Consider the following 20863-nt stretch of genomic DNA (forward strand, 5'->3'; position numbering starts at 1 on the left):
TGCATGAGCGTCTCTATGATGCGCCGGATCGCATGGCTGTCGGTCCTGCTTGCCGTCGTCGCGACAGCGGCGGGCAGCGAGGCGGATCCGGGCCCACGACCCGAGTACCGCTTGCGGGGAAATCCAAAAGCCCCCGTCACGCTGATCGAGTATTCCGATTTCACGTGCGGGTACTGCCGAAAGTTCTTTTATGAAACATGGCCGCGGCTGCAAGCCAAATACGTCGAGACCGGCAAGGTGCGGTTCTTGTACCGTGATTTCCCGCGCGCCTCGCAGGGTCCGGCGGTCAATGCCGCGCTTGCGGCGCGATGTGCCGGTGAGCAAGGTCGGTATTGGCCGATGCACGACCGCCTCTACGGCGCCAGACTGGAGTGGCCGGAATTCCAACGGCACGCCGCAGCCATTGGTCTCGATCTTCCCTCCTTTACGGCTTGCTATCAAACGGGGCGCCATACCGATGATATTTTCCGTGACAAGGAGGAGGGAACGTATTTGGGGTTCCGCGGGACGCCGGGGTTCGTGCTGTTACTCACGACGAAGATCGACAAGGAGCCGGCCTTGTTGATCCCCGGTGCGTTTCCGTTTGATGTGTTCGAAGAGCAGATCGATCGGCTGCTCAAGCTGCACGCGCAACCATAAACTGCAAGGAAAGAAGGTCGCTATGTCACAACCGCAGACGTTTTGGCCGGTCGAATCCGACGAAGCCGGTGCCGAATTCCTCGTGTGCATGTCCTGCCTGAGCGAAGTGTTTCGTCGTCGGATCCCGATGCCCGATTGCCCCACCTGCCACGGCGTCTCCACGTATGAGGCGTTCACGCTCGACTCCATTCGGGACTGGGGGACGACGGAATTGATTGCCAAGGCCGAGGCCGAGGCTGCACAGCCGGCTCCTGCGCGATCCGGCAGCTTGGCCGAAGCCGAAGGGTGAGCGGGAGCGGACGGTGGCACATCCCAAGCCGCTCCTGATCGGGCGCGCCTGGACGACCACCGCCACGACGGCGCCGGTTGTCAATCCCTACAACGGGACGGTGATCGCCGAGGTCTGCCAGGCTGGCGGCGTCGAGGCTGAATCGGCGACGGTGACCGCCGTGTCGGCCTTTGCGTCGATGCGGCGCCTTGCCGCTCATGCGCGTGCCGACGCTCTCCGGATGATCGCCGATTCACTCAGCCGCCGGCTGGACGAGTTCAGCGAGACGATTACCGCGGAAGCCGGAAAACCGATCGCCGATGCCAAGCGCGAGGTAGGCCGGGCGATCCAGACGTTCAGCATCGCCGCCGAAGAGGCGAAACGGATCGGGGGCGAGGTCGTCCCGCTCGATCTGTCCCCCGGCATGGAACCCTATCTCGGCCTGACTCGCCGGTTTCCCTTGGGCCCGATCCTCGGCATCACCCCCTTCAACTTTCCGCTGAACCTCGTGGCGCACAAGGTTGCACCGGCTCTCGCCGCCGGCAATCCCATCGTCATCAAGCCGGCTCCGCAGACCCCGCTCACCGCGCTGCTCCTCGGAGAGGTGATCATCCAAACCGATCTGCCCGCCGGGGCCGTTAGCGTCGTGCCGTGTGACAATGTGATCGCGGAGCGGATGGTCACCGACGAGCGCTTCAAGTTGCTCAGCTTTACGGGGAGTGCCCCGGTCGGCTGGATGCTCAAAGCCAAGGCCGGAAAGAAGCGCGTGGTGCTGGAGTTGGGAGGCAACGCCGGCGTGATCGTCGAGCCGGACGCGGACTTGGACCTGGCCGCTCAACGTTGCGTGACAGGCGGGTACGGCTATTCGGGGCAGACGTGCATCTCCGTGCAGCGCGTCTATGTACACGAGTCGGTCTACGAGGCCTTCCTCGAGAAAGTTGTGGCGTCTGTGCACCGTCTGAAAGCGGGCGATCCGCGTGACGCCGGCACGACGGTGGGTCCGGTCATCGATCAGCGCGCGGCCGCTCGCATCGACGAATGGGTGCAAGAGGCGGTCGCCAAGGGAGCCAAGATCCGAGCGGGTGGGAACCGGAGCGGCGCGGTCATCGAGGCGACCGTGCTCACCGATGTGCCGGCGGCCGCGAAGGTCTCGTGTGAAGAAGTGTTCGGGCCGGTCGTGACCGTGACGCCGTACCGCCGGTTCCAGGATGCGATCCGGGCGTTGAACGATTCGCGCTACGGCTTGCAGGCCGGCATTTTCACGCGCGACATCGGCAAGATTTTTCACGCGTATGACGATCTGGAAGTGGGCACCGTCCTCGCAAACGAGATTCCGACCTTCCGAGCCGATCACATGCCCTACGGCGGTGTCAAGGATTCCGGGCTCGGCCGGGAAGGCGTGCGCTACGCCATCGAGGACATGACCGAGCTCAAACTGCTCGTCCTCAATGTCCGCCGCCACCCGGATTCGTAACCGTCCACTGGTCTCAAAAAAATCACCGATCATATTGCGGAAACTCGCGCAACTTGATACAACAGCGGCCCGATATCGGGCTGGCCGAAACGGCGTGTAGCGAAAACATTCTACGTGGTTTCATGGCCGGCCGAGCGGTCCCGGCGTCCCAGGCGGGGCGGACTTGAGGTGAGAGAAGGGAGGCGCGATGGTTCCAACGCACATGTTTCTCACTCGCGGGGTCGGTGTGCACAAGGAAAAATTGGCGTCGTTCGAGCAGGCGCTCCGGAGCGCGGGCATCGCCTATTGCAATTTAGTCAGCGTCTCCTCGATTTTCCCGCCCGCCTGTAAAATTCTGCCGCGAAAGATTGGAGAAAAGCTGCTGAACCCGGGCGAGATTACCTTTTGCGTGATGGCACGCTCCGAGACCAATGAGCGCAATCGGTTGATCTCCTCGTCGGTGGGGCTTGCGATCCCCACGGACAAACACTCCTACGGCTATCTCTCGGAGCATCACGCCTATGGGGAGACGGACGAGGAAGCCGGCGAATATACCGAAGACTTAGCCGCTCAAATGCTGGCGACCACTCTTGGAATCGAATTCGACCCGAACATCGCGTGGAAAGAACGCGAGCAGGTGTTTAAAATGGGCGGCAAGATCGTCCGAACCATGAACATCACGCAGTCCGCGATCGGCAAGGCCGGCAAATGGACCACGGTGATTGCCTGCGGCGTCTTTATCCCGTCTGAGAATATACCCAAGTCGATGCGGTCCCGCCGGGGCTGAGCCTCGGTCGCGGGCCTGTTCTCTCTTCCATGGCACTTCCATCCGGCTGGCTCGGCCCCGACAAAAATTTTCTCGCGCTCGACGAACCGTGGTGCCATCCGGACCGCGCCGGCGTCTATGTGTTACCGGCGCCCTATGAGCATACCTCCAGTTACGTTGCCGGAAGCGATCGCGGGCCCGACGCGATTCTCGAAGCCTCCCATCAAGTCGAACTCTACGACGAGACGATCGGGCTAGAACCGTACCGCGTCTCCGGGGGCATCGCGACGGCCGCGCGGCTCGATCTGAACGGACAAGTGGACGGCGACGCGGTCGAGGCGATCCGTCGCTACGTCCGTCCCCACGTGAAAGCGGGCCGGCTGGTCGTCACGCTCACCGGCGAGCATACCGGCGCCCTCGGTGCGATCCGCGCCCACGCCGAGGTCTATCGCAACCTCTGCGTCGTCCAGATCGACGCCCATGGAGATCTGCGCCACGCCTATGAAGGGAACCTCTATAGCCACGCCAGTGTGATGGCGCGGGTCGTCGACGATGGATTATCGCTGGTGCAGGTGGGCATCCGATCGATCTCGCCGGAGGAAATCGAGCGAATCAATCGGACTTCCTCCATCACCACGTTCTTCGCCGCACGCATCCTTGATCCCTCCGGGCCTTACGGCGGGCAGGCGGTTCGCTGGGTGCCGGACGTCGTGAAAGCCTGCCAAGGCCCGGTCTATTTGACGTTTGACTGCGATGGGCTCGATGCCTCCTTGGTTCCCGCATTGGGGACCCCGGAGCCGGGTGGCCTGGGATGGTACGATGTGTTGACGCTCGTGACCGCGCTTGCGAACGGTCCGGGGATCGTCGGGATGGACGTCAGCGAGATCGCCCCAATCCCGGGCTTCGTGGCGCCGCAATTTACCGTGGCACGGTTGATCTATCGCATCATCGGACGTATCTGGCACGCGCGGCGCTAGTCGAGTGATGCACCATGCCGAGTCGCCGGCTCATCAAACGTCCTCGTGCCGATGCCTCTCCTCCACGTGCTTCCGCCACACCGACGAGAAGCGCCGATCGACCCATCCGGATCAATAAATTCTTTACCGAACAGGGACGGTGTTCACGGCGCGAGGCCGATCGGCTGATCGAGGAGGGGCGCGTCGCCATCAACGGACGCAGTGCGGTGCTCGGGGATCGGGTCACGAGAGCCGATGTGATCACGAAAGATGGCGTACTCGTGCCATGGGGCAATCCGCCGGTCTACCTCAAGTTCCACAAGCCGGTAGGGGTGACGACTACCACGGAGCCGGCTGTCAGGGACAACATCATTTCCTACATCGGGTATCCGGAGCGGATTTTCCCGATCGGCCGACTGGATAAGGATTCGTCCGGTCTGATCTTGCTCACGAATGACGGCGACATCGTCAATAAGATCTTGCGAGCCGAATACGAGCACGAAAAAGAGTATGTCGTGCGCGTGGACCGGCCCTATGACGATGCGTGCCTCGAACGGATGGCTGCCGGGGTCGTCATTCAGGGAAAACGGACCCGACCGTGCCGTGTGGCGCGATTGAGCCCGCGCGACTTTCGTATCGTGCTGACCGAGGGGCGGAACCGGCAGATCCGGCGCATGTGCCAGGCGCTGGGCTATCGTGTGCTGCGTTTGATGCGGGTGCGCATCATGCACATCACGCTCGAGGGCTTGGAGGTCGGGCAGTGGAAGGCGCTGACTGACGAGGAGCACGCTCGATTGTTTGCGGCAATTGAGACCGGTGAGCGTCCGGCGCCGGGATATTCTACGTCCGCGTAGCGGGGTGCCGTAACGCGGTGGCCGGCTGCGTGGCGGCGGCTGCGGGCTGTCCGTCGTCGCGGCCGGCCGGCCGATGCAATTCGTCTTCACGCTTGGTGCGGCCGCGCGGCAGTACCAGATTCAGCAGCGCGATTAAGAGACTGCCGCCGATCAGCGTCGCGCTCGTCGCGCGGATGGTTTTCGTGCCTTCATCGCGCATGTCCTTCGCGACGTCGGCGACCGTTTCCAACAGACGATCCAGCGCGAGGCTGACCTGAATGAGTTTCGGCCCGGCATTGTCGGACGCCTGGAGCTCGGCCTTGGTGCGCAACTCCGCCGCTTCCTGCGGTGACCGCGCGCCCCACAACTGGACGAGCAGATTCACCGTCTTGTTCGACGACGCGATATACGCGTCGAAGCTTTCCCGGACGGCTTGAAGGTCCTGCGGCTCGCTGCGTCCACTCCGGCTCACGCGAAGACTCGCCGCCGCGTACCGATCGATCGCATGCTGAATTCGTGCGCGCTGGTCCGGCAACGAGGACGTGATCCGTTCGAACTCCCGTTGCGTCGGCGCCTCTACGGCACGAATGATCGTGGTGCGGTATCGAATGATATCGGCCGAGATGTGCGCAAGATCCGTTGCGGCGAGCGTGTACTCCGTGTACATGATCCGCAGGTCCTGATCGACCTGGCTCAGCTCTTCCGCTCCCACGAAGCCGAGGCCGGCGACCAGGACGCTGATCAGGATTTGCGACAACGTCGGCCGGATCTGCCATCGATTGAATCGTGCCACGGTATCAGTCGGCGATCGCGCCGATCCTTCTGATCGTTACTCCAACAATCTAATCCAGCATGAACCGACGATCTACGTGCGCGCTCAGCGTCGGGTCGTTCGAAATAAAGATGACGGACCACGGCTCTTCCTTTGAACAGAGCCGACGAAGAACCGTCTCCCGTGTCGTCGGGTGCAAGCTGTGGAGCGTGCCGTCGAAAATCAAGAGTTGCGGCCGCGTGACGATCGCCCGGGCCACGAGAATTTTTTGAATCTGGCTGGTGGTAAGCGCTTTGCCTTGGGGCCGGACCGGCGTCTTGAGGCCGAGCGGAAAGCCGTCGACCTCGTCTTCCATCTCGACGAAGCGCAGCGCCCACAGGACGTCTTCATAGGTGATCCCAGGGCGATCCAGCGTAATGTTTTCCTCCAGCGTTCCTTCGAACAACGACAGTTGGGAGTCCAGCACCAGCCCGCGGCAGGCATTGAGCGACTGCATGTCGAGGTCGCGCAGGTCGACGCCGTTGTAACGAATCACGCCGGCCGTCGGTGTGTACAGACCGGCCAACACGCGTGCGAGCGTCGTTTTTCCCGTCGTCGTATTGGAGAAAATCACGACCTTTTCACCGGGCGCGACCTCGAGCGTGAAATGATCGAATTCGGGCGCCGAATGAGGAAAGGCGAAGGTCAGGTCCCGGCACGCGAGGCGCAGGCCGTGAATTTTCGGATCTGGAATGGGCACGCCTGCAGCGGTGATCGGAGTATCCTTCGGCAGGGAGAACAGGAAATCCAACTCGGCAAGGGCGGTGAAAAAGTAAAACACGTACCCCATCCGTTTGACGACCGAATCGAAGTTGATCAACAGCGTCCCGACGATGACCTCCGCGGCGACCAGTTGGCCCAACGTCAACTGTCCGATCGCCAGCAGCCAGCCGGCCGTCCCGATCAGCGCGCTGTGCGCGAGTGCCTGCCAGCCCACCGAACCGAGATACTGGCGGATCAAGATATGAAACCGAGCGCGACGCGCGGCAATGTATTCGCCCACGAGCTCGTCGGTCTTCTTCAGGAGCAGCGGCTCGCTCACCGTGGCCTTGAAATGCGGCAGGTTGAATCCGATCTCCTGCAACCAGTGCAGCGTATCGTACTTGGCCTGCGACATCTCGATCGTCGCTTTGAGGCCGCCGTGGCTCAGCACCATCACGACGATGGCGAAGCCGGCGACGAGCAGCGCGTTGAACGCTAGAAAGTACGGATGATAGAACACGAGGATCGTCATGCCGACGATGCCGCCCACCAGCACGTTGATGATGTCGACGAGCAGGACGGAGAGCGAGCGCTGCATCAGCACCGTCTCGAAGAAGTAGTTGGCGTATCGCGGGCGAAAGCCGAGCACCCTGAGCTTGGGGAGCAATTGCGTGAGGCCGACGGCGACGCGGGCGAAGAGGCGCCGTTCGAGCATTTCCACCGCATAAAACTGCAGCGCCCGGAACGCGCCGACGCACAACAGCGTCAGCACCATGATCCCCGCCAGGGTCACGATCATGATGGGCTGGATCGCAAACGCGAACGTGTTGACCAGTTCCTGGACCGTCAACGGGATGATGAGGGAGAACAGGCCGATCGCCAAGGCGTACGAGACGATCAGGCCGAGGATCCGGCGTTCGAGCTTGAAGAGCAGCCCGACGCGGGCAAGCGTCTGCCGGAACAGTTGGTCGGTCGGCGGATGCTCTGGGGTCTCGTGGGTCGCCATCGACTGGTGCCAGGCAGAAGTCCAGCGCTCCTTTCCGGCGCGGAACGAGTCATTACACTATCAAACGGCGCAGCCCGGCAGCCAGCAGTCCCGTCTCGTCTACGGGTTCGGTCGATACGAGACCGGGACGGCGCCGGGACTCTTGCCCCAGCTCCCCGTCGCCCACTGATAGAACGCCAGCGCCTTCTGGTAGTCGGCCTGTGCGCGGATCAGCTGCGCCTCGGCATCGACGGCATTGCGCTCCCGCAAATTGACGAACAGCACACTTGTTGCACCGAGGCTGAACCGGAACCGCTCGCCTTCTTCCAGCGTCTTGGCGAGTTGCAAGGCTTGCCCGGCCGCGCCGATCCGTTCTCTGGCTCGTTCGACGGCGGATAGCGCATTCTCGACGTCCACCATCACTTGTTGCTCGCGATACTTTCGGACCAGCGCGAATCGATCGGCCTTCCCTTGTGCCTCCAGCACCTCGCCCCGCGCGCGACGTTGGAGGAACGGAATGCGCATTTCGACCCCAAAGCGATAACCCAGCCCGAGCACGAATTTTTCCGGACTCCGTGCGGGCGAGGCCTCCGCGTCGAGGCTTGGCAGCAGATTGTTCTTGGCCAGCTCGAGGTCGATTTTGTTCAACTTCGCTTCAATCTCGACTTCCCGCACTTCCGGTCGGGATGCGCGCGCGGCGACCTTGTCCGCTTTCACCATCTCCGGAGTCGGAAGCTCCATTGGTTTCGGAAAATCGCCGACGCGGTCGACAGCCGGCTGAACGGGGCCGTCCCGCTCCCACAGAAACATCGATAACTTGAATTGCTCCTGCTCGACGAACCGGCTCGCCGCGATCGCATTTTCTCTCCGCCGCTGCACTTCCTGATTCGCCTCCACGGCATCGAGGGGCGCCGCGGCTCCCGCTTTCGCCCGCTGCTCCACCTGCTTGAACCGATCTTCCGCGACTCGAAGCGCGCGCTTTTGGATATCGGCCAGCTTCACGGCGGCGGTCCATTCCCAGTACTGGTTGGCCGCCGCGAGAAACAGGTCCTGGCGTGTCTGCGCGATCTGGACGTCGGCGCGCGGATCGGCCAGCTCGGAGCGTTCGAGGTCGGCGCTTTCGGGATTCATCATCAGGCCGCGCAGCAGAGGGATGAATCCGCCGAGCAGGACCTGATTGTTGCCGTTGTTGAACGCGAGATCGGGAATCTTCGCGGGTCCGTTGATCACTTCTCGGATGCCGGCGCTTCCACGGAATCCCCACGGTGTCCGAGCTTCGATCAGCGTATCATTGAAGCCCACGGTTCGTGTATCTTGCGGTCCCGTACTCGGGATGAAGCGCTCGATCTCCGCATCATTCACAAGTGTCGGCTCGAACGCCCCGAGCGCGCGCAACAGTTTGCCGCGGGCGACGATTTTCTCGGTGGTCGCCCCTTTCAGAAGCGGATGCGACCGATCCACCCACGCCAGGACCTCATCCTGGCTCAAGGGGATGGGGGGCAGCGGCTTGATTGGAGACTGCGTCTGCGCCCAGGCGGAAGGCAGACTCCACACCGCGGCGAGAATCACAGCAATAGCCACACCACAGTATCGTCGCATGCGGGTCTCCTTTACTGAAAGGTGGTCCGCGAGTGACAAACGTGCCGGCGGTGCGCCGTGCGCCAGACCGCGGCGGACATGGCGTTGCCACCCGCCCCGGGGCGCGCCGCTACTTGGCACCTCTGCCGGCTTTCGGTAAGAGGGTATCGAGCAACGACGGCGGTCCTTCCTGGTAATCCGGTGGGAAGAGATTGAACCGGCGCCACAGCTCATACCACAGAGGCACGCGATTGAGGATGACCCAGCCCATCACCTTGGTCCCCTGCCGAACATGCGTCTGCTCAGGCCATGGCCGTTCCTCGGGGTCCGGGACCACCCAAAAGCGATAGTTGCCTTTTCCATCGTCGACCTGGTCGACCACTTTGATCACACCGGTGTACGTCCCGGCCATCAGTTCGGGCCAGGCGGGGAGCGGAATCGCCGGAATCCCGTAGAACAAGAGTTTCACCTTGCGGCCGGCGTTCAATAGAGGCGCATCGATCCCATCTGCCTTGAACTCGACGGCTTTGTCCATGCTCGTCGGCGAGATCCTCACCAGTTTTTCCCCGGGCCGCACCGTTTCGCCGACGCCGGTCTGCGCCATCTTGACGACCGTGCCGTCGATCGGGGCCACAATGCGCGCCGCGGCGCGCCGCTGCGCCGCATTGGAGACGCGCAGTTCGATGTCCGCAACCTGATCGTTGGCCCGGGCCGCTTCCGCCAACGCGCCGGCGCGTGCCGCTTCGGCATCGAGTAATCGCTGGAGCATTTCCGCGCTCACCTGATCGCGCCCGAACCGCAACGCTTTCATGCCCTGTTGTGCCCCACGTAAGCCCGCCTCAGCGGCCTGCAGATCGGCTTTGCTCGCGATCGCCGCCTGAATGGCGAGTTCGAGCTCACGCTGCGAGACAAGGCCTTGTGCGGCGAGTTGCCGGTTCCGGTCCACGTTCAGTTCGGCCGTATCGACGGCGATCTTCGCCGAGGCGACCTTTTGCTCGGCCTCGCGGACCTTGTTCTCGGCTTCGACGACCCGTGCTTCGGCCGACGGCACCGCCGCCTTGACGAGGTCCTGCATTTCCTTGATCCGCTTGTCCAGTTGATCGGCTCGCTCGAGCGCGGCCGCGCGGGTCTGACTCAGCGCCTGTTTACGTTGTTCGAGTAACGGCAGAAGCTCAGGCGACATGAACTGAGGATCGTAGTCGTCCATCTCGAGAATCAGTTCGCCCTGCTTGACCCGCACCCCCTCGTAGACGTGCCATTTTTTGATGCGGCCGGTAATCTGCGCCTCGATGTCTTGCGGCCGTTCGTAGGGCGAGTAAGCGGAGAGCTGACCGGTCGCGGTGATCGTCTGCGTCCATGGCACGAAGGCAATGACGACCGCGAAGAGCAGGAGCAGCTTGACGGCGAGCCGAGCCGAGAAGCGAAGCCGGTCCGGAATCTGCACGGCTTCCCACGATTGCAGCTTGGTTGACACGGCGAGCTGATCGACTTCGATTTCATCAAGCCCGGTGCGTTGATCGAGGAGCGAGCGAATCTTCTGCGTGAGGGTGGGCAGTCGTTCCATAAGAATAGCCACATTATAGAAGTATTTGAAGGGGTTGGTCAATTTCACGGCATGCGCCGGTCTTGGCGCTTGCAACGGCAGGGAGAGCGGGCTAAGGTGTGGCCCTTATCTCGAAGAGGCTGAGGTGAGGCGAAGCGGTTTTGCCAACCCGCCTTGCAGAACGGTGGAGGCGCGATGGCGGTACGTGGGGCCCGGCAAATACGGACGAATTGGCAAGTCTCAAAGCGCGCAGCAAAGCCGTTGGTCGGTGTGGTGGGCGGCAGCCGCACGGACTTCCCGTTTCTGGAGAAGACCGTCGAGATGCTGAAGACGTTTGGCATCCCGTGTGAATTGCTCGTCGTGTCGGCACACCGCACGCCGGACCGGCTTTTTGCCTACGCCGAGCAGGCCCCGACGCGTGGTATCGAAGTGATTGTCGCCGGGGCCGGGGGCGCGGCGCATTTGCCCGGCATGCTCGCCGCAAAAACCTATCTGCCTGTGATCGGGGTGCCGATCCCGACGGAAAACTTGCGTGGCCTTGATTCCTTGTTGTCGATTGTGCAAATGCCGAAGGGGGTGCCGGTAGCCACTGTTGCAATCGGGGGAGCCGAAAATGCCGGCTTGTTGGCTGCGCAAATCCTGGCTGGCCGCTATCCCGAGATCCGAAAACGGCTGATCGAATTCCGATCGCAGCAAACACGGGCCGCCATTGCTTCCTCACCGGAACCCGCGAAGGCTGACCCCACGGCTTGATAGCTCGTCATGTCATTGATCGAACCTGGAAGCACGCTGGGCGTCCTTGGCGGCGGCCAACTTGGCGCGATGTTTGCCATGGCCGCCCGTCGCCTTGGCTATTCGATCGCCGTCTGGGACCCTGACCCCGATGCGCCGGCGCATCGTTTGGCCGATCACCGCACCATCCGCCACTTCGAGGACGGGGGCGCAGCCGAGACGTTTCGAGCCGCCGTCGCCGCTGTGACCTATGAGTGGGAGAACGTGCCGGTCGCCCTGGTGGAATCACTCCAGGCGGCTGTTCCCGTCCGGCCGTCGGCGGACGCTCTTCGAATCATCCAGCATCGAGTTCGGCAAAAAACATTTCTCGCCGAACATGGCCTTGCCGTCCCTGCCTTTCGCCCGGTCATCCGCGCCCGCGACTTGCGGGAAGCCGTGGACGCGATCGGGTTCCCATGCCTCTGCAAAACAAGCACCTTCGGCTACGATGGAAAGGGGCAGTGGCGTCTTGCGGGCTCCGCTGATGCTGCCGCCCTCCACCAGGTATTGGAGACGACATCGGCCGGTGTACAGGAATGGATCGTCGAGCAGCTTGTCCCGTTCGAGAAGGAACTGTCCGTCTTAGTCGTCCGAGGCGTGACGGGGGAATGTCGGATCTACCCTGTGGTTGAGAACGTCCACATAGGCGGCATTCTTCGAACGACCCGCGTGCCGGCTGCGGTCGACGACCGAGTGGCGCAAGACGCGCAGAGGCTGGCGGTCGCGGCGGTTCAGGCGCTGGCGGGCGTGGGCGTATTCTGCGTCGAATTATTTCAGGTCCCCGGGCCCCGCCTGCTGATCAACGAAATTGCGCCGCGCCCACACAACTCCGGCCACTACACCTTAGATGCGTGCACGGTGAGCCAATTCGAACAACAGGTCCGCGCGCTCTGCGGACTTCCGCTTGGCGACGTTCGGCTCCTGTCGCCGGCGATGATGGTGAATCTCATCGGCGGCGACCTCATTCGCGCAACGACTGGGCCAGTTCTGGTCGATCTCCTGCGCTCACCCGGTGCACACCTGCATGTCTATGGCAAGCGGTATGTACGGCCTCGCCGCAAAATGGGCCATGTCACCTTCGTGGGCGAGAAGGCTGAGCACGCCTGCGAAGCGGCAACGCGCTTCATCGAGATGCTGGAACGAGTCTCCGCGGGTCTGCATTGAGGTCCAATCTCAGGCTGCTCGCTTGACCCCGATTCCACGCGGCTGATCCCATTCGACGCTCCGCACTTCTCGTCTGTGCGAGAGGTGGTTTTCGAATCTCGCATACTGCCGTCACTTGGAAGGAAGGAGTCGAGCCCAGTCCTTGACGTGATGTGGGCGATGGATGACATCCTCAACTCGTCCGTATCCCACCGAATTGTCAAAACGCGCCCGGCCGCAAACGCGACGAACACCGACAGCGGGCAGCGAGCCATTCCGCTATGGTGATGCTTGTGACACGTGGCACTGCCGCATCCCAGCCGAGTTTGAAATCAACAGCGCAAAGGAGGATCGATATGACGCGACGAACGTTGTCTCTCGCGATCGGAACCGCGTTTCTTCTGTCGCTGCCCATGGCCGTGCAGGCCGGCCAACAGATGCAAGGCGGGCAGCAGTCGCAGAGCTCCGGTAAGCATACCCCGGGTTCGCTCGATATGACGAGCACGAGTGACCCGACACCGAGCGAGTACGCGGTGCTGCCGTTGGCGCGTGGGCAAAAGAAAGAAGTCAAGAACAGCGAATTGATCGGCGATGAGGTCAAGGGCAAGGACGGCAAGCCGATCGGGAGCCTCGAGAAGCTGATCATGGATACGAAGACCGGCAAGGTGGAGTATGGCGTCGTGCGGTTCGCCGACACCAACGAAACCTGGCCGATTCTGTGGAACAGCTTCAAGGTCAACCGCGATACCGGCGAAGTGACGCTGAACCTGACACGCGATCAGCTTCAGGCGAGGAGCAGCATCGATGATGCCAAGGATCTCTCGCCGGATATCAAGAAGCTGATGAAGGACATGCGTAGCGAGATGGGCAAGACGACCTTGCCGGGTCTCGGCGTGCAGAAGCAGCCGGCGGCCGGTGGCTCACTGGGAGAGGACCAGGCGGCGACCGGTGGGCCGAGTGGTCCGCGTGGCGGCCCTTTGTCGGGCCAAGCGCCGCAGTTTGAAGGTGAAGGACAGAAGAACCGGTAGGTCAATGGTCTGCTGCAGGGACCGGAACGGTCCCTGCAGCAAAGTCGACTGCATCTACCACTCGGTTTCCTCCCAGGCGTGATGTTTCGCGGGCGCGAAGAACGGGACGTCCGGGCGTTTGAACAGCCCGATCAACACAATCCCAGCGAGGAAGCCGCCCACATGCGCGAAGAACGCGACGCCGCCCCCTGACCGACCCAGGCTCATCCCGCCGCTCAGTACCTGCATCACGAACCACAGACCCAAGACGAATCCGGCCGGCACGTACATGAGTCGTGTGAAGATGCCCAATGGAATCAGGACGAGCACCTGCGCGCGGGGGAACAGCACGAGATAGGCGCCGAGGACTCCCGAGATGGCTCCGCTGGCGCCGACCAACGGAATCGTGGAGCCGGGGTCCGTAATCGCATGGCTGTAGACGGCCAGGATGCCGCATGTCACATAGAAGATGATGAAGCGAACGTGTCCCATCACGTCCTCGATATTGTTCCCGAAGATCCAGAGATAGAGCATGTTGCCGATCAAATGCATCCACCCTCCGTGCAGAAACATGCTCGTGATGAGCGTGACGAACGGCGGGACGGCCGCCAGCTGCGGCGGAAGCGACGCTTGACCGAATACGCTGGCCGGGATGGCACCATAGCGGTAGACGAAGAGTTCGCCGGGTTGCGGGGGGAGTGATGCTTGGTAGAGAAACACGAGCGTACAGATGGCGATGAAGCCGACGGTCACGATCGGCGTCAGGACGGTCGGATTATCGTCGCGAAGAGGGATCATGTCCGGTCTCGGGGGGCAGGGACGAGAAGTGTGGAAGAGAATCAGTCGGGCGGGTGATCAACGGGCGGCGATTCCGGTGCACGAAGACCATCGAATGGCGAGCCGCTGTCTGCGGGCAAGGGAACGGAAAACCCCGCGGCATGGGTGTGACCTCCTCCGCCATAGCGTGCGGCAATTGCCGCCACATCAGCTCCGTCCTCGCGCGATCGCATGCTGAAATATCGTCGGCCGTCGCGATCGTGCCAGATCACGCAAAAGGAATGCTGCTTCGACAGCCGCTCGCCGATTTGGCTGGTGAGAATCGAGCTGTAGACGACGGGGACGTTGGTGCCTTCGAACGGCAGGACGACGGCCGATGCGGCGATCTTGCCGACCAGTTCGTTCTCGTACCGCAGGATGGCCCGACCTTCCGAGATGAGCGCCTCCTCCGTGAGACGATCCCAAGCTCGGAAGTCGTATGGATAGGACGCGAGTGCCGCGTTGACTTCGCGGCTGTCGGGCAACGACCACGTCCACAGATCTTTGTCTTGAATGTATTGCAAGAGCCACGGCACGGGCTCGCGATGCGCCCACTCCCACGCCAAGACTGCGCCTGACTTCTTTTGATCGAAGTACGCAAAGGGTAAGTCTTCAAGGGCCTGCTGTGCCGTGATGTGATGATCGAGCACAAGCAGACCGGCCGCCTGTCGCGACAGCGTCAAGAGCGTCTCCCTGTCGTAAGAGAAATCGACGATCAGAACGCGCCGGCCGGCAAGATCGGCGGGGGGTGGGTACCCGTGTTTGACGGCCCGAAATTCCGCTTGCGGGAATTGCTTCCACAGTGCCCACGCCGCGCCGAAGCCGTCCGAGCAATCAGCGTGATAAAGGACCACGTCCGGGGCTTGATGTCGGGATAGGGAAGAGGCCCTCGTCATCGTTGGTCAGCTTAACACGGGGTGAACGGCCAGGAAAAGCAAGATGCTGTGGCCTGCTACAGGCCGGCTAGGGCTGGGACGGCGTTCAAATTCGTTGCCGGCGTGGGTTGCGCGAAGGAATTGACGCGGTCGATCAGTTGACGCAGGCGGCCCGCGCTGCGGCGGTTGTAGTGGAACGCGAGCCGCGGTAGGTCCTTGATGGCCGCTTCGTCCTGCTCTTCAGGAAACGCCTCGCGCTGCGTGAAGACCCCGCTGGCCAACATGTCTTGGAACTCAGCATTGATCGCAGCCAACTGCTCCTCGGTCAGGGAGGCCCGGAGCCGCAGCACCAGATCGTCGTGGACAAATCGGCTCGAGTGGTAGTTGCGATAGAACTGTTCGATTTCATCGACCGCCGCTTCTTCGGAGTCGAAGATCTTGAACAGGCTCAAGTCTTCGGGATTGATGAGCCGCTGCGCCAACAACTCCTCGCGAATGAACGTGAGCCAGCGATCCCAATAGTAACAACCTGGGGCTTGAACGCACACAATCGGCAGCGGATGGCTTTTGCCGGTTTGCAGCAGCGTGAGCAGTTCAAACCCTTCGTCATGGGTTCCGAACCCACCGGGAAAGAGGGCCGCGGCATGCGACTCCTTCAGGAACATCAGCTTGCGTGTGAAGAAGTATTTGAACGTGATGAGCTTGGGGTCAGCCGCAATTGTGGGATTGGCGCCCTGCTCGAACGGCAGCATGATGTTCAGCCCAAAACTGTTCTCGCGCCCGGCCCCTTCTTGCGCGGCCCCCATGATGCCGTCACCGCCCCCCGTGATTACCATAAAGCCGCGCTCGACGAGCAGACGCGCGAATGCTCGCGCGACGGCGTAATTGGGATCGTCCGGCTGCGTGCGGGCAGAGCCAAAAAAGCTCACTTTGGGCCGGTGACGATACGGATAGAATACCTTGAAGGCGTAGCGCAGTTCCCGCATCGTGCGATTGAGAATCTTCAGGTCGAGGGTGTCCAAGTAGGAATCGCTGAACCTCAGGAGCGTGACCAGCATTTCCTTTCGCAACAGCTTGCGGAGATCGCCATTCGTGTTCTCCAACAGCCCTTGCACCTGCTTGAGAATCTCTTCGTTGGTGAGTCCGAGCCGCGCGGCCGAATCAAATTCTTTCATGGGTCTTCCCTGAACTGCTCGCACCTAATCTTATCAGCCCCTCCACACACGGTCAAAAACGACCGCTATTGTCAATTGATCCTGACGATCGGTAGACTGTGACTGATGCCATCCATCGACGAGGTCTTTGAACGAAGATTGTCAAGAATCCCGTCGCTCGGCCTCGGGCTATCGGTTGATGTCTATACGCCGGACCTCTTTGAATTGCTCGCCGCGCTCGACGACCGGGACGTGAGCTACGGTTATCTCGAAATCTTCAAGGGCAGCCGTGTAGCGATGAGTGAGGTGCGACGACGACTACCCGAACGGTCGCTCGCGTATCACGGCGAAGGGGTGTGGTTGACGCAGCCAGATTGGGACGAGCGCTATCCCGCGCAGCAGGAAGTGATGGCGGCGGCCGAGCAACTCGCCCTGCTCGGGAGTTGTTGGATGAATCACGAATGCGCCACGAAACAGATGGCCGGGTATTCGTTCGGTACCTACTTGCCCCCGCTCTTTACGCCCGAGAGTGCCGATGTCGTCGCCATGCAGGCGTCTCAGCTCCAACAGCGCCTGGCCGAATCCGGATTCTTCACTTCCGGGGAAGAACCGCTGTTGCTGCTGGAAGTGCCGCCGCTGACGTATTTCGGTCTCGGCAGCATGTCCGTCCCGGCGTTTTTTGCCCGGATCGTGAAGCGCGCTTCCTGCGGTCTCGTGCTGGACGTCGGGCACGTGTGGACGATCTGGCGTTACACCAATGCCTGGCGAACACAGAGTATAACCACGTTTCTCGCGGACTTTCTCGAGCGGTTTCCACTGCATCGCGTCGTGCAGATTCACGTTGCCGGCCTTGACGTGCATGAGTCGACCGTGGCGGAGAACGGTGGGCGGAGCGGCTGCCCGCCGCTCTGGATCGATTCGCATGGGGCACCGATTCCACCCGTGTTGTTCGAGATGCTGCGGCAAATCCTCGCGCATCCGCGCTTGACGGCGTTGCGAGGGGTGGCGCTCGAGGTGGATACCAAAGCCATTCCCACAATCGTTTCCGAATTCGAGCGGACGGCCGAAGAGTTTGGTGCAATGATCGACGCAGTCTGCACGTTGCGAAACACACAGCCACGCACCGAGACTTCAGCTGTCGTGGAGCCTGATTCAGCAGACATCTCGCTGGCTCGTCGCCGCGCGCTTCTCGCCGATTATGCCCGGTATGCTGAGCTTGTCACGGGACACGGGGGTGCTATCCCTGACGGCCTTGCATTACTGGACTCTCAATCCGGCGGCTTGGCGATGTATCGGCAGTCCTATTTGCCGTATGAGATTCTGAAGTGGGGGGGAGACGTGCTCGAGTTGTTTTGCCCTGTGTGGCAGCGGTTGGACGAAGCGGGTATCGGGTCCGCCGATTTCATCGACTTCTGGAACACCGCGCGGCCGGCGCATTCGCCATACGATTTCTTTCTTCTGAAACTCGACCGATTCTGTGAATTCGTCTCTCACGCCCTCCCCTCGGCGGCGCCTCTCGCTCGGATCGAAGCCGACGTCCTTCGCAGCGCCTATGGAGAGGCCTGCAACGGTCTGGGCGATCCGGTGCAATCGCGAGCATGAATTTCTGGCAGACCCTTCCCCAGCCGATCTTTGGCTTGTCGCCGATGGACGGCGTGACGGACGCCGCCTTTCGTCAGATCGTGGCGGCTGAAGGCCGACCCGACGTCGTGTTCACTGAATTTACGAATGTCTCCGATATTTGCCGCGGGCCGGATGCGGCCCTCTCGACGTTTCTCTATAGTGAACGTGAACGTCCGATCGTGGCACAACTGTATGGCAAGCAGCCGGACCTCTTCTATCAAGCCGCCCATATCGTGTGTGAACTCGACTTTGACGGTGTTGATATCAACATGGGGTGCCCGTCCAAGAATGTGGCCTCGTCGGGGTCGGGCGCGGGCCTGATTCGAACACCACAATTGGCGCACGACATCATGCGGGCTGTTCAGCGGGGGGTTGAGGATTGGGCCAACGGTCAAATTCTGGAAGGCGTTGGCGTCAAGCCCGCGAGGATCGCCTTGATTCGTGCTATGAATGCACGCCGATCCGGGTCATCGACGCCTCACCGGCGGCTGATTCCGGTCTCAGTCAAAACGAGGATCGGCTATGACGCAGTGATCATCGAGGATTGGGTCGGGCACTTGCTGGAGCAGCGGCCCGCGGTCATTTCCGTGCACGGCCGAACGTTGCAGCAAATGTATCGCGGGGAAGCGGATTGGGCCGCCATTGCACGCGCCGCTCAACTGACGCAGGGCACGGAGACGCTGCTGTTTGGCAACGGTGATGTGCGGTCGCTCGGGGAGGCGATGCGCCGGGTGCGAGAAACCGGTGTGCACGGGATACTCGTCGGGCGCGGCGTGCTCGGCAGTCCTTGGTTCTTTGACATGAAGGAAGCTGCGCGCGCGAGCGTGCGATCGGACGATACAACGCCTCACCGGCTCGAGTACGCGGCTGATTCCGACGACCGCATACGGCGGTTTCGTGTCATGGTCGAGCATGCCCGAGTCTTCGAGACGCTGTTCGGCCGTTCCCGGTTTCCCCGAATGCGCAAGCACCTCGGTTGGTACTGTAAAGGCTTTCCCCATGCCGCGGCTCTACGCAACGACATGGTCCGCGCCAGCTCTTCGGAAGATGTCGAGCGTTTGCTGGCGACGCACGCAGAGGGCAGCGTGGCCTCATTACCGCAGTCCTCTCCCGCCTCGATGGGTCCCACGGCGCTTACATGCGCCTGATCCTAGCCTCGACCTCGCCTCGTCGCCGAGACCTTCTGTCTCTCCTTCACCTGCCGTTTGACATTGCCGACCCGACGTTCATCGAAACCGTCCGGCCTGGAGTGCCGGCCGCCGTTCAAGCCCGCGTATTTGCCGAAGGGAAAGCGTACTCTTGCGTGTCGCGCCACCCAGACAGCCTGATCATCGGGTGCGACACGCTGATCGCCATTGATGAGCGGATCCTCGGAAAGCCAAACGATGCGCGAGAGGCACGCGAGATGTTGGAGCGCTTGTCGGGTCGAGATCATTGCGTTCACACGGGGCTGGCTGTTGTCGCGGGCCAAACTCGGGCGTGCCGTTCCGGAGTCGCGACCGTGCGGGTGCACTGCAAGCGACTGACGCCCAATGATATCGACCGGTATGTTGCGAGCGGCGAATGGGCCGGGAAAGCGGGTGCCTATGCCATCCAAGGAATTGGCGAGGCATTCATCGAGCGGATCGATGGCGACTTCACCGCCGTCGTCGGCCTTCCGCTCCGGCTCGTCAGCGAATTGTTGGCGACCTTCTCCATAACCGTGTGCGTCGAAGATCTGTATCGACGACGACCTTATCCCAACTGGTCACGGTTCGCCTAGCCCGCATTATTCATGAACAGTTCTGCTGCAATCGCCGATCCGCTGCTGCGACGGGCGTGCTCGCCACTCGGTCAGTCAACATACTGCAGTGAGTATGCCTCCTTCCCTCGCGGCTGCGCTTGGCCGTCTCGCGACGCGGCTCCGTGATTTCGCGACGAACCGTCATGAATAATGCGGGCTCGCGTCGGCGCCTTCGATTGCATTGGACGATCGCGTTTCCTTACAATGGCCCGGAACTCGTAAGGAGGCGCTATGCATTCGACGGTGTTCGCTCACTGTTTTATCCGCGTCGTTCTTCCCGGGTTCATCATCATGCCCACTCTTCTCACTGATCCTGCCGGCGCAATTGATGTCAAGCTCACGATGGACGACGCCAAGAAGGCTCTTGCGGCCGGGCGCGAGCCGATGGAAGCCGCCAACACACCCGAGGACGTGAAAAAACTTCTCCAACAGGCGGCCATCAGTACGCGGGTGGGGGCTGATCCGGAAAAAGACCCGTGTGGGCCGAATGCCGTGTTGCGAACGAAGCGGTATTGGCTCGAATCGTTCGGGCGCCAGGAGGCGACGGAAAGCAAGAAGCAGAAACATGACGTGCGGATGCCAGAGGATAAGATCCAAAAAATCTTGGACATGCCGAACTTGGAGATGTCGATCCAATTGTGTGGCGACGATGAATATTTCGCCGAAGGCGTCCAGGTGGCGCTGCAGCAAGGCAGCAAGACGATCAAGCCGGTGGACGTCAGCCCCGCCGACAAAGGGCGCAAGAACGAAGGCCAAGGGCCGGCGTATCGTTCCCGGTTCACCGCGCGATTTGCGTATGACACCTTCGATCCGAACGCCAAGACCAAGGTCATCGTCTACTTCCAGGACGGCAAGATGCTCGAATTCGACGCCGATCTCTCCAAGGTGAAGTAAAGAGGTGCGGTGCGCACATCTGTGCCCTCAGCTAACGGCAGTCTCGGTTCCCGTACCCTGAACCGGAACGTGTTCCGTGCGCCAGGCGAGACGGCCACGGCCTCCCTCATCCGTCTCCTGACGCCGCCACTTCATTACGTACTCGACCCAAAGCCGAATGGCTCGATCGCGATGTGGGCCAACCGCTCTACCGATCGTTGTCGCTGCTCGCTAGTGTCCTGTCTCTGAAGTGCGCTGACAAAATCGAGCCACGCTGGCCAGGA

20 protein-coding genes are annotated in these 20863 nt (G+C 61.7%); 13 read left to right on the forward strand and 7 right to left on the reverse strand.

Going from position 1 to position 20863, the window contains the following annotated elements; all coding sequences use genetic code 11:
• Positions 1–3: 3 nt before the first annotated feature.
• The 6 genes from AC1U7K_RS03485 (at position 4) to AC1U7K_RS03510 (ending at position 4936) form a co-directional block, all read left to right on the forward strand.
• Positions 4–639 carry a DsbA family protein gene (locus AC1U7K_RS03485; RefSeq protein WP_480249400.1) on the forward strand — a complete coding sequence of 212 codons (636 nt, stop codon included), beginning with the start codon at positions 4–6 and terminating at the stop codon, positions 637–639.
• 22 nt (positions 640–661) lie between these two features.
• Complete coding sequence (locus AC1U7K_RS03490) at positions 662–928, forward strand: hypothetical protein (RefSeq protein ID WP_480249401.1); 267 nt, start codon at positions 662–664, stop codon at positions 926–928.
• 13 nt (positions 929–941) lie between these two features.
• The gene (locus AC1U7K_RS03495) at positions 942–2381 is read left to right on the forward strand and encodes an aldehyde dehydrogenase family protein (protein WP_480249402.1); all 1440 of its coding nucleotides are present in this window, start codon (positions 942–944) and stop codon (positions 2379–2381) included.
• A gap of 187 nt (positions 2382–2568) precedes the next feature.
• On the forward strand, positions 2569–3147 hold the full coding sequence (locus AC1U7K_RS03500) for a pyruvoyl-dependent arginine decarboxylase (protein ID WP_480249403.1): 579 nt from the start codon (positions 2569–2571) through the stop codon (positions 3145–3147).
• A 29-nt stretch (positions 3148–3176) separates the two neighbouring features.
• Positions 3177–4103, forward strand: coding sequence for an agmatinase (speB, locus tag AC1U7K_RS03505; RefSeq protein ID WP_480249404.1), 927 nt, complete (start codon positions 3177–3179; stop codon positions 4101–4103).
• Positions 4104–4207: 104 nt separating this feature from the next.
• A complete protein-coding gene (locus tag AC1U7K_RS03510; RefSeq protein ID WP_480249421.1) occupies positions 4208–4936 on the forward strand; it encodes a pseudouridine synthase in 729 nt (242 codons plus the stop codon).
• On the opposite strand, the gene AC1U7K_RS03515 is transcribed toward AC1U7K_RS03510, so the two are convergent.
• The 4 genes from AC1U7K_RS03515 to AC1U7K_RS03530 form a co-directional block, all read right to left on the reverse strand.
• Entirely contained in the window at positions 4923–5708 is a 786-nt protein-coding gene (locus tag AC1U7K_RS03515; protein ID WP_480249405.1) for an MCP four helix bundle domain-containing protein, read from the reverse strand. The two genes, AC1U7K_RS03510 and AC1U7K_RS03515, sit on opposite strands and share 14 nt — an antisense overlap.
• Positions 5709–5757: 49 nt before the next feature.
• Positions 5758–7434: an ATP-binding cassette domain-containing protein gene (locus tag AC1U7K_RS03520; protein ID WP_480249406.1), complete on the reverse strand. Its 1677-nt coding sequence runs from the start codon at positions 7432–7434 to the stop codon at positions 5758–5760.
• A 99-nt stretch (positions 7435–7533) separates the two neighbouring features.
• Positions 7534–9012, reverse strand: a complete 1479-nt coding sequence (locus AC1U7K_RS03525; protein WP_480249407.1) for a TolC family protein — start codon at positions 9010–9012, stop codon at positions 7534–7536.
• Positions 9013–9121: 109 nt separating this feature from the next.
• Positions 9122–10555, reverse strand: a complete 1434-nt coding sequence (locus AC1U7K_RS03530; RefSeq protein WP_480249408.1) for an HlyD family secretion protein — start codon at positions 10553–10555, stop codon at positions 9122–9124.
• Between the two features lie 174 nt (positions 10556–10729).
• Between AC1U7K_RS03530 and purE the strand changes: the two genes are divergently transcribed.
• From purE to AC1U7K_RS03545, 3 genes are all read left to right on the forward strand, one after another.
• Positions 10730–11287 carry a 5-(carboxyamino)imidazole ribonucleotide mutase gene (gene purE, locus AC1U7K_RS03535; protein ID WP_480249409.1) on the forward strand — a complete coding sequence of 186 codons (558 nt, stop codon included), beginning with the start codon at positions 10730–10732 and terminating at the stop codon, positions 11285–11287.
• 9 nt (positions 11288–11296) lie between these two features.
• The gene (locus AC1U7K_RS03540; protein ID WP_480249410.1) at positions 11297–12469 is read left to right on the forward strand and encodes a 5-(carboxyamino)imidazole ribonucleotide synthase; all 1173 of its coding nucleotides are present in this window, start codon (positions 11297–11299) and stop codon (positions 12467–12469) included.
• A 335-nt stretch (positions 12470–12804) separates the two neighbouring features.
• On the forward strand, positions 12805–13476 hold the full coding sequence (locus AC1U7K_RS03545; protein ID WP_480249411.1) for a PRC-barrel domain-containing protein: 672 nt from the start codon (positions 12805–12807) through the stop codon (positions 13474–13476).
• Positions 13477–13530: 54 nt separating this feature from the next.
• On the opposite strand, the gene AC1U7K_RS03550 is transcribed toward AC1U7K_RS03545, so the two are convergent.
• Genes AC1U7K_RS03550 through AC1U7K_RS03560 form a run of 3 tightly spaced genes read right to left on the reverse strand, consistent with a single transcriptional unit; the run spans position 13531 to position 16321 of the window.
• Complete coding sequence (locus tag AC1U7K_RS03550) at positions 13531–14253, reverse strand: rhomboid family intramembrane serine protease (RefSeq protein ID WP_480249412.1); 723 nt, start codon at positions 14251–14253, stop codon at positions 13531–13533.
• Between the two features lie 41 nt (positions 14254–14294).
• Complete coding sequence (locus tag AC1U7K_RS03555; protein WP_480249413.1) at positions 14295–15167, reverse strand: phosphoesterase; 873 nt, start codon at positions 15165–15167, stop codon at positions 14295–14297.
• Between the two features lie 56 nt (positions 15168–15223).
• Positions 15224–16321, reverse strand: coding sequence for an LOG family protein (locus AC1U7K_RS03560; RefSeq protein ID WP_480249414.1), 1098 nt, complete (start codon positions 16319–16321; stop codon positions 15224–15226).
• A gap of 105 nt (positions 16322–16426) precedes the next feature.
• On the opposite strand from AC1U7K_RS03560, the gene AC1U7K_RS03565 reads away from it, so the two are divergent.
• From AC1U7K_RS03565 to AC1U7K_RS03580, 4 genes are all read left to right on the forward strand, one after another.
• Positions 16427–17902 carry a multinuclear nonheme iron-dependent oxidase gene (locus tag AC1U7K_RS03565; protein ID WP_480249415.1) on the forward strand — a complete coding sequence of 492 codons (1476 nt, stop codon included), beginning with the start codon at positions 16427–16429 and terminating at the stop codon, positions 17900–17902.
• Positions 17899–19071: a tRNA dihydrouridine synthase gene (locus tag AC1U7K_RS03570; RefSeq protein WP_480249416.1), complete on the forward strand. Its 1173-nt coding sequence runs from the start codon at positions 17899–17901 to the stop codon at positions 19069–19071. The genes AC1U7K_RS03565 and AC1U7K_RS03570 overlap by 4 nt, the downstream gene beginning before the upstream one ends.
• Positions 19062–19685, forward strand: a complete 624-nt coding sequence (locus AC1U7K_RS03575; protein WP_480249417.1) for a Maf family protein — start codon at positions 19062–19064, stop codon at positions 19683–19685. The genes AC1U7K_RS03570 and AC1U7K_RS03575 overlap by 10 nt, the downstream gene beginning before the upstream one ends.
• 252 nt (positions 19686–19937) lie before the next feature.
• Complete coding sequence (locus AC1U7K_RS03580) at positions 19938–20600, forward strand: hypothetical protein (protein WP_480249418.1); 663 nt, start codon at positions 19938–19940, stop codon at positions 20598–20600.
• The last annotated feature ends 263 nt before the right edge of the window (positions 20601–20863 follow it).

This window comes from Nitrospira sp. Vd2 (assembly GCF_979581665.1).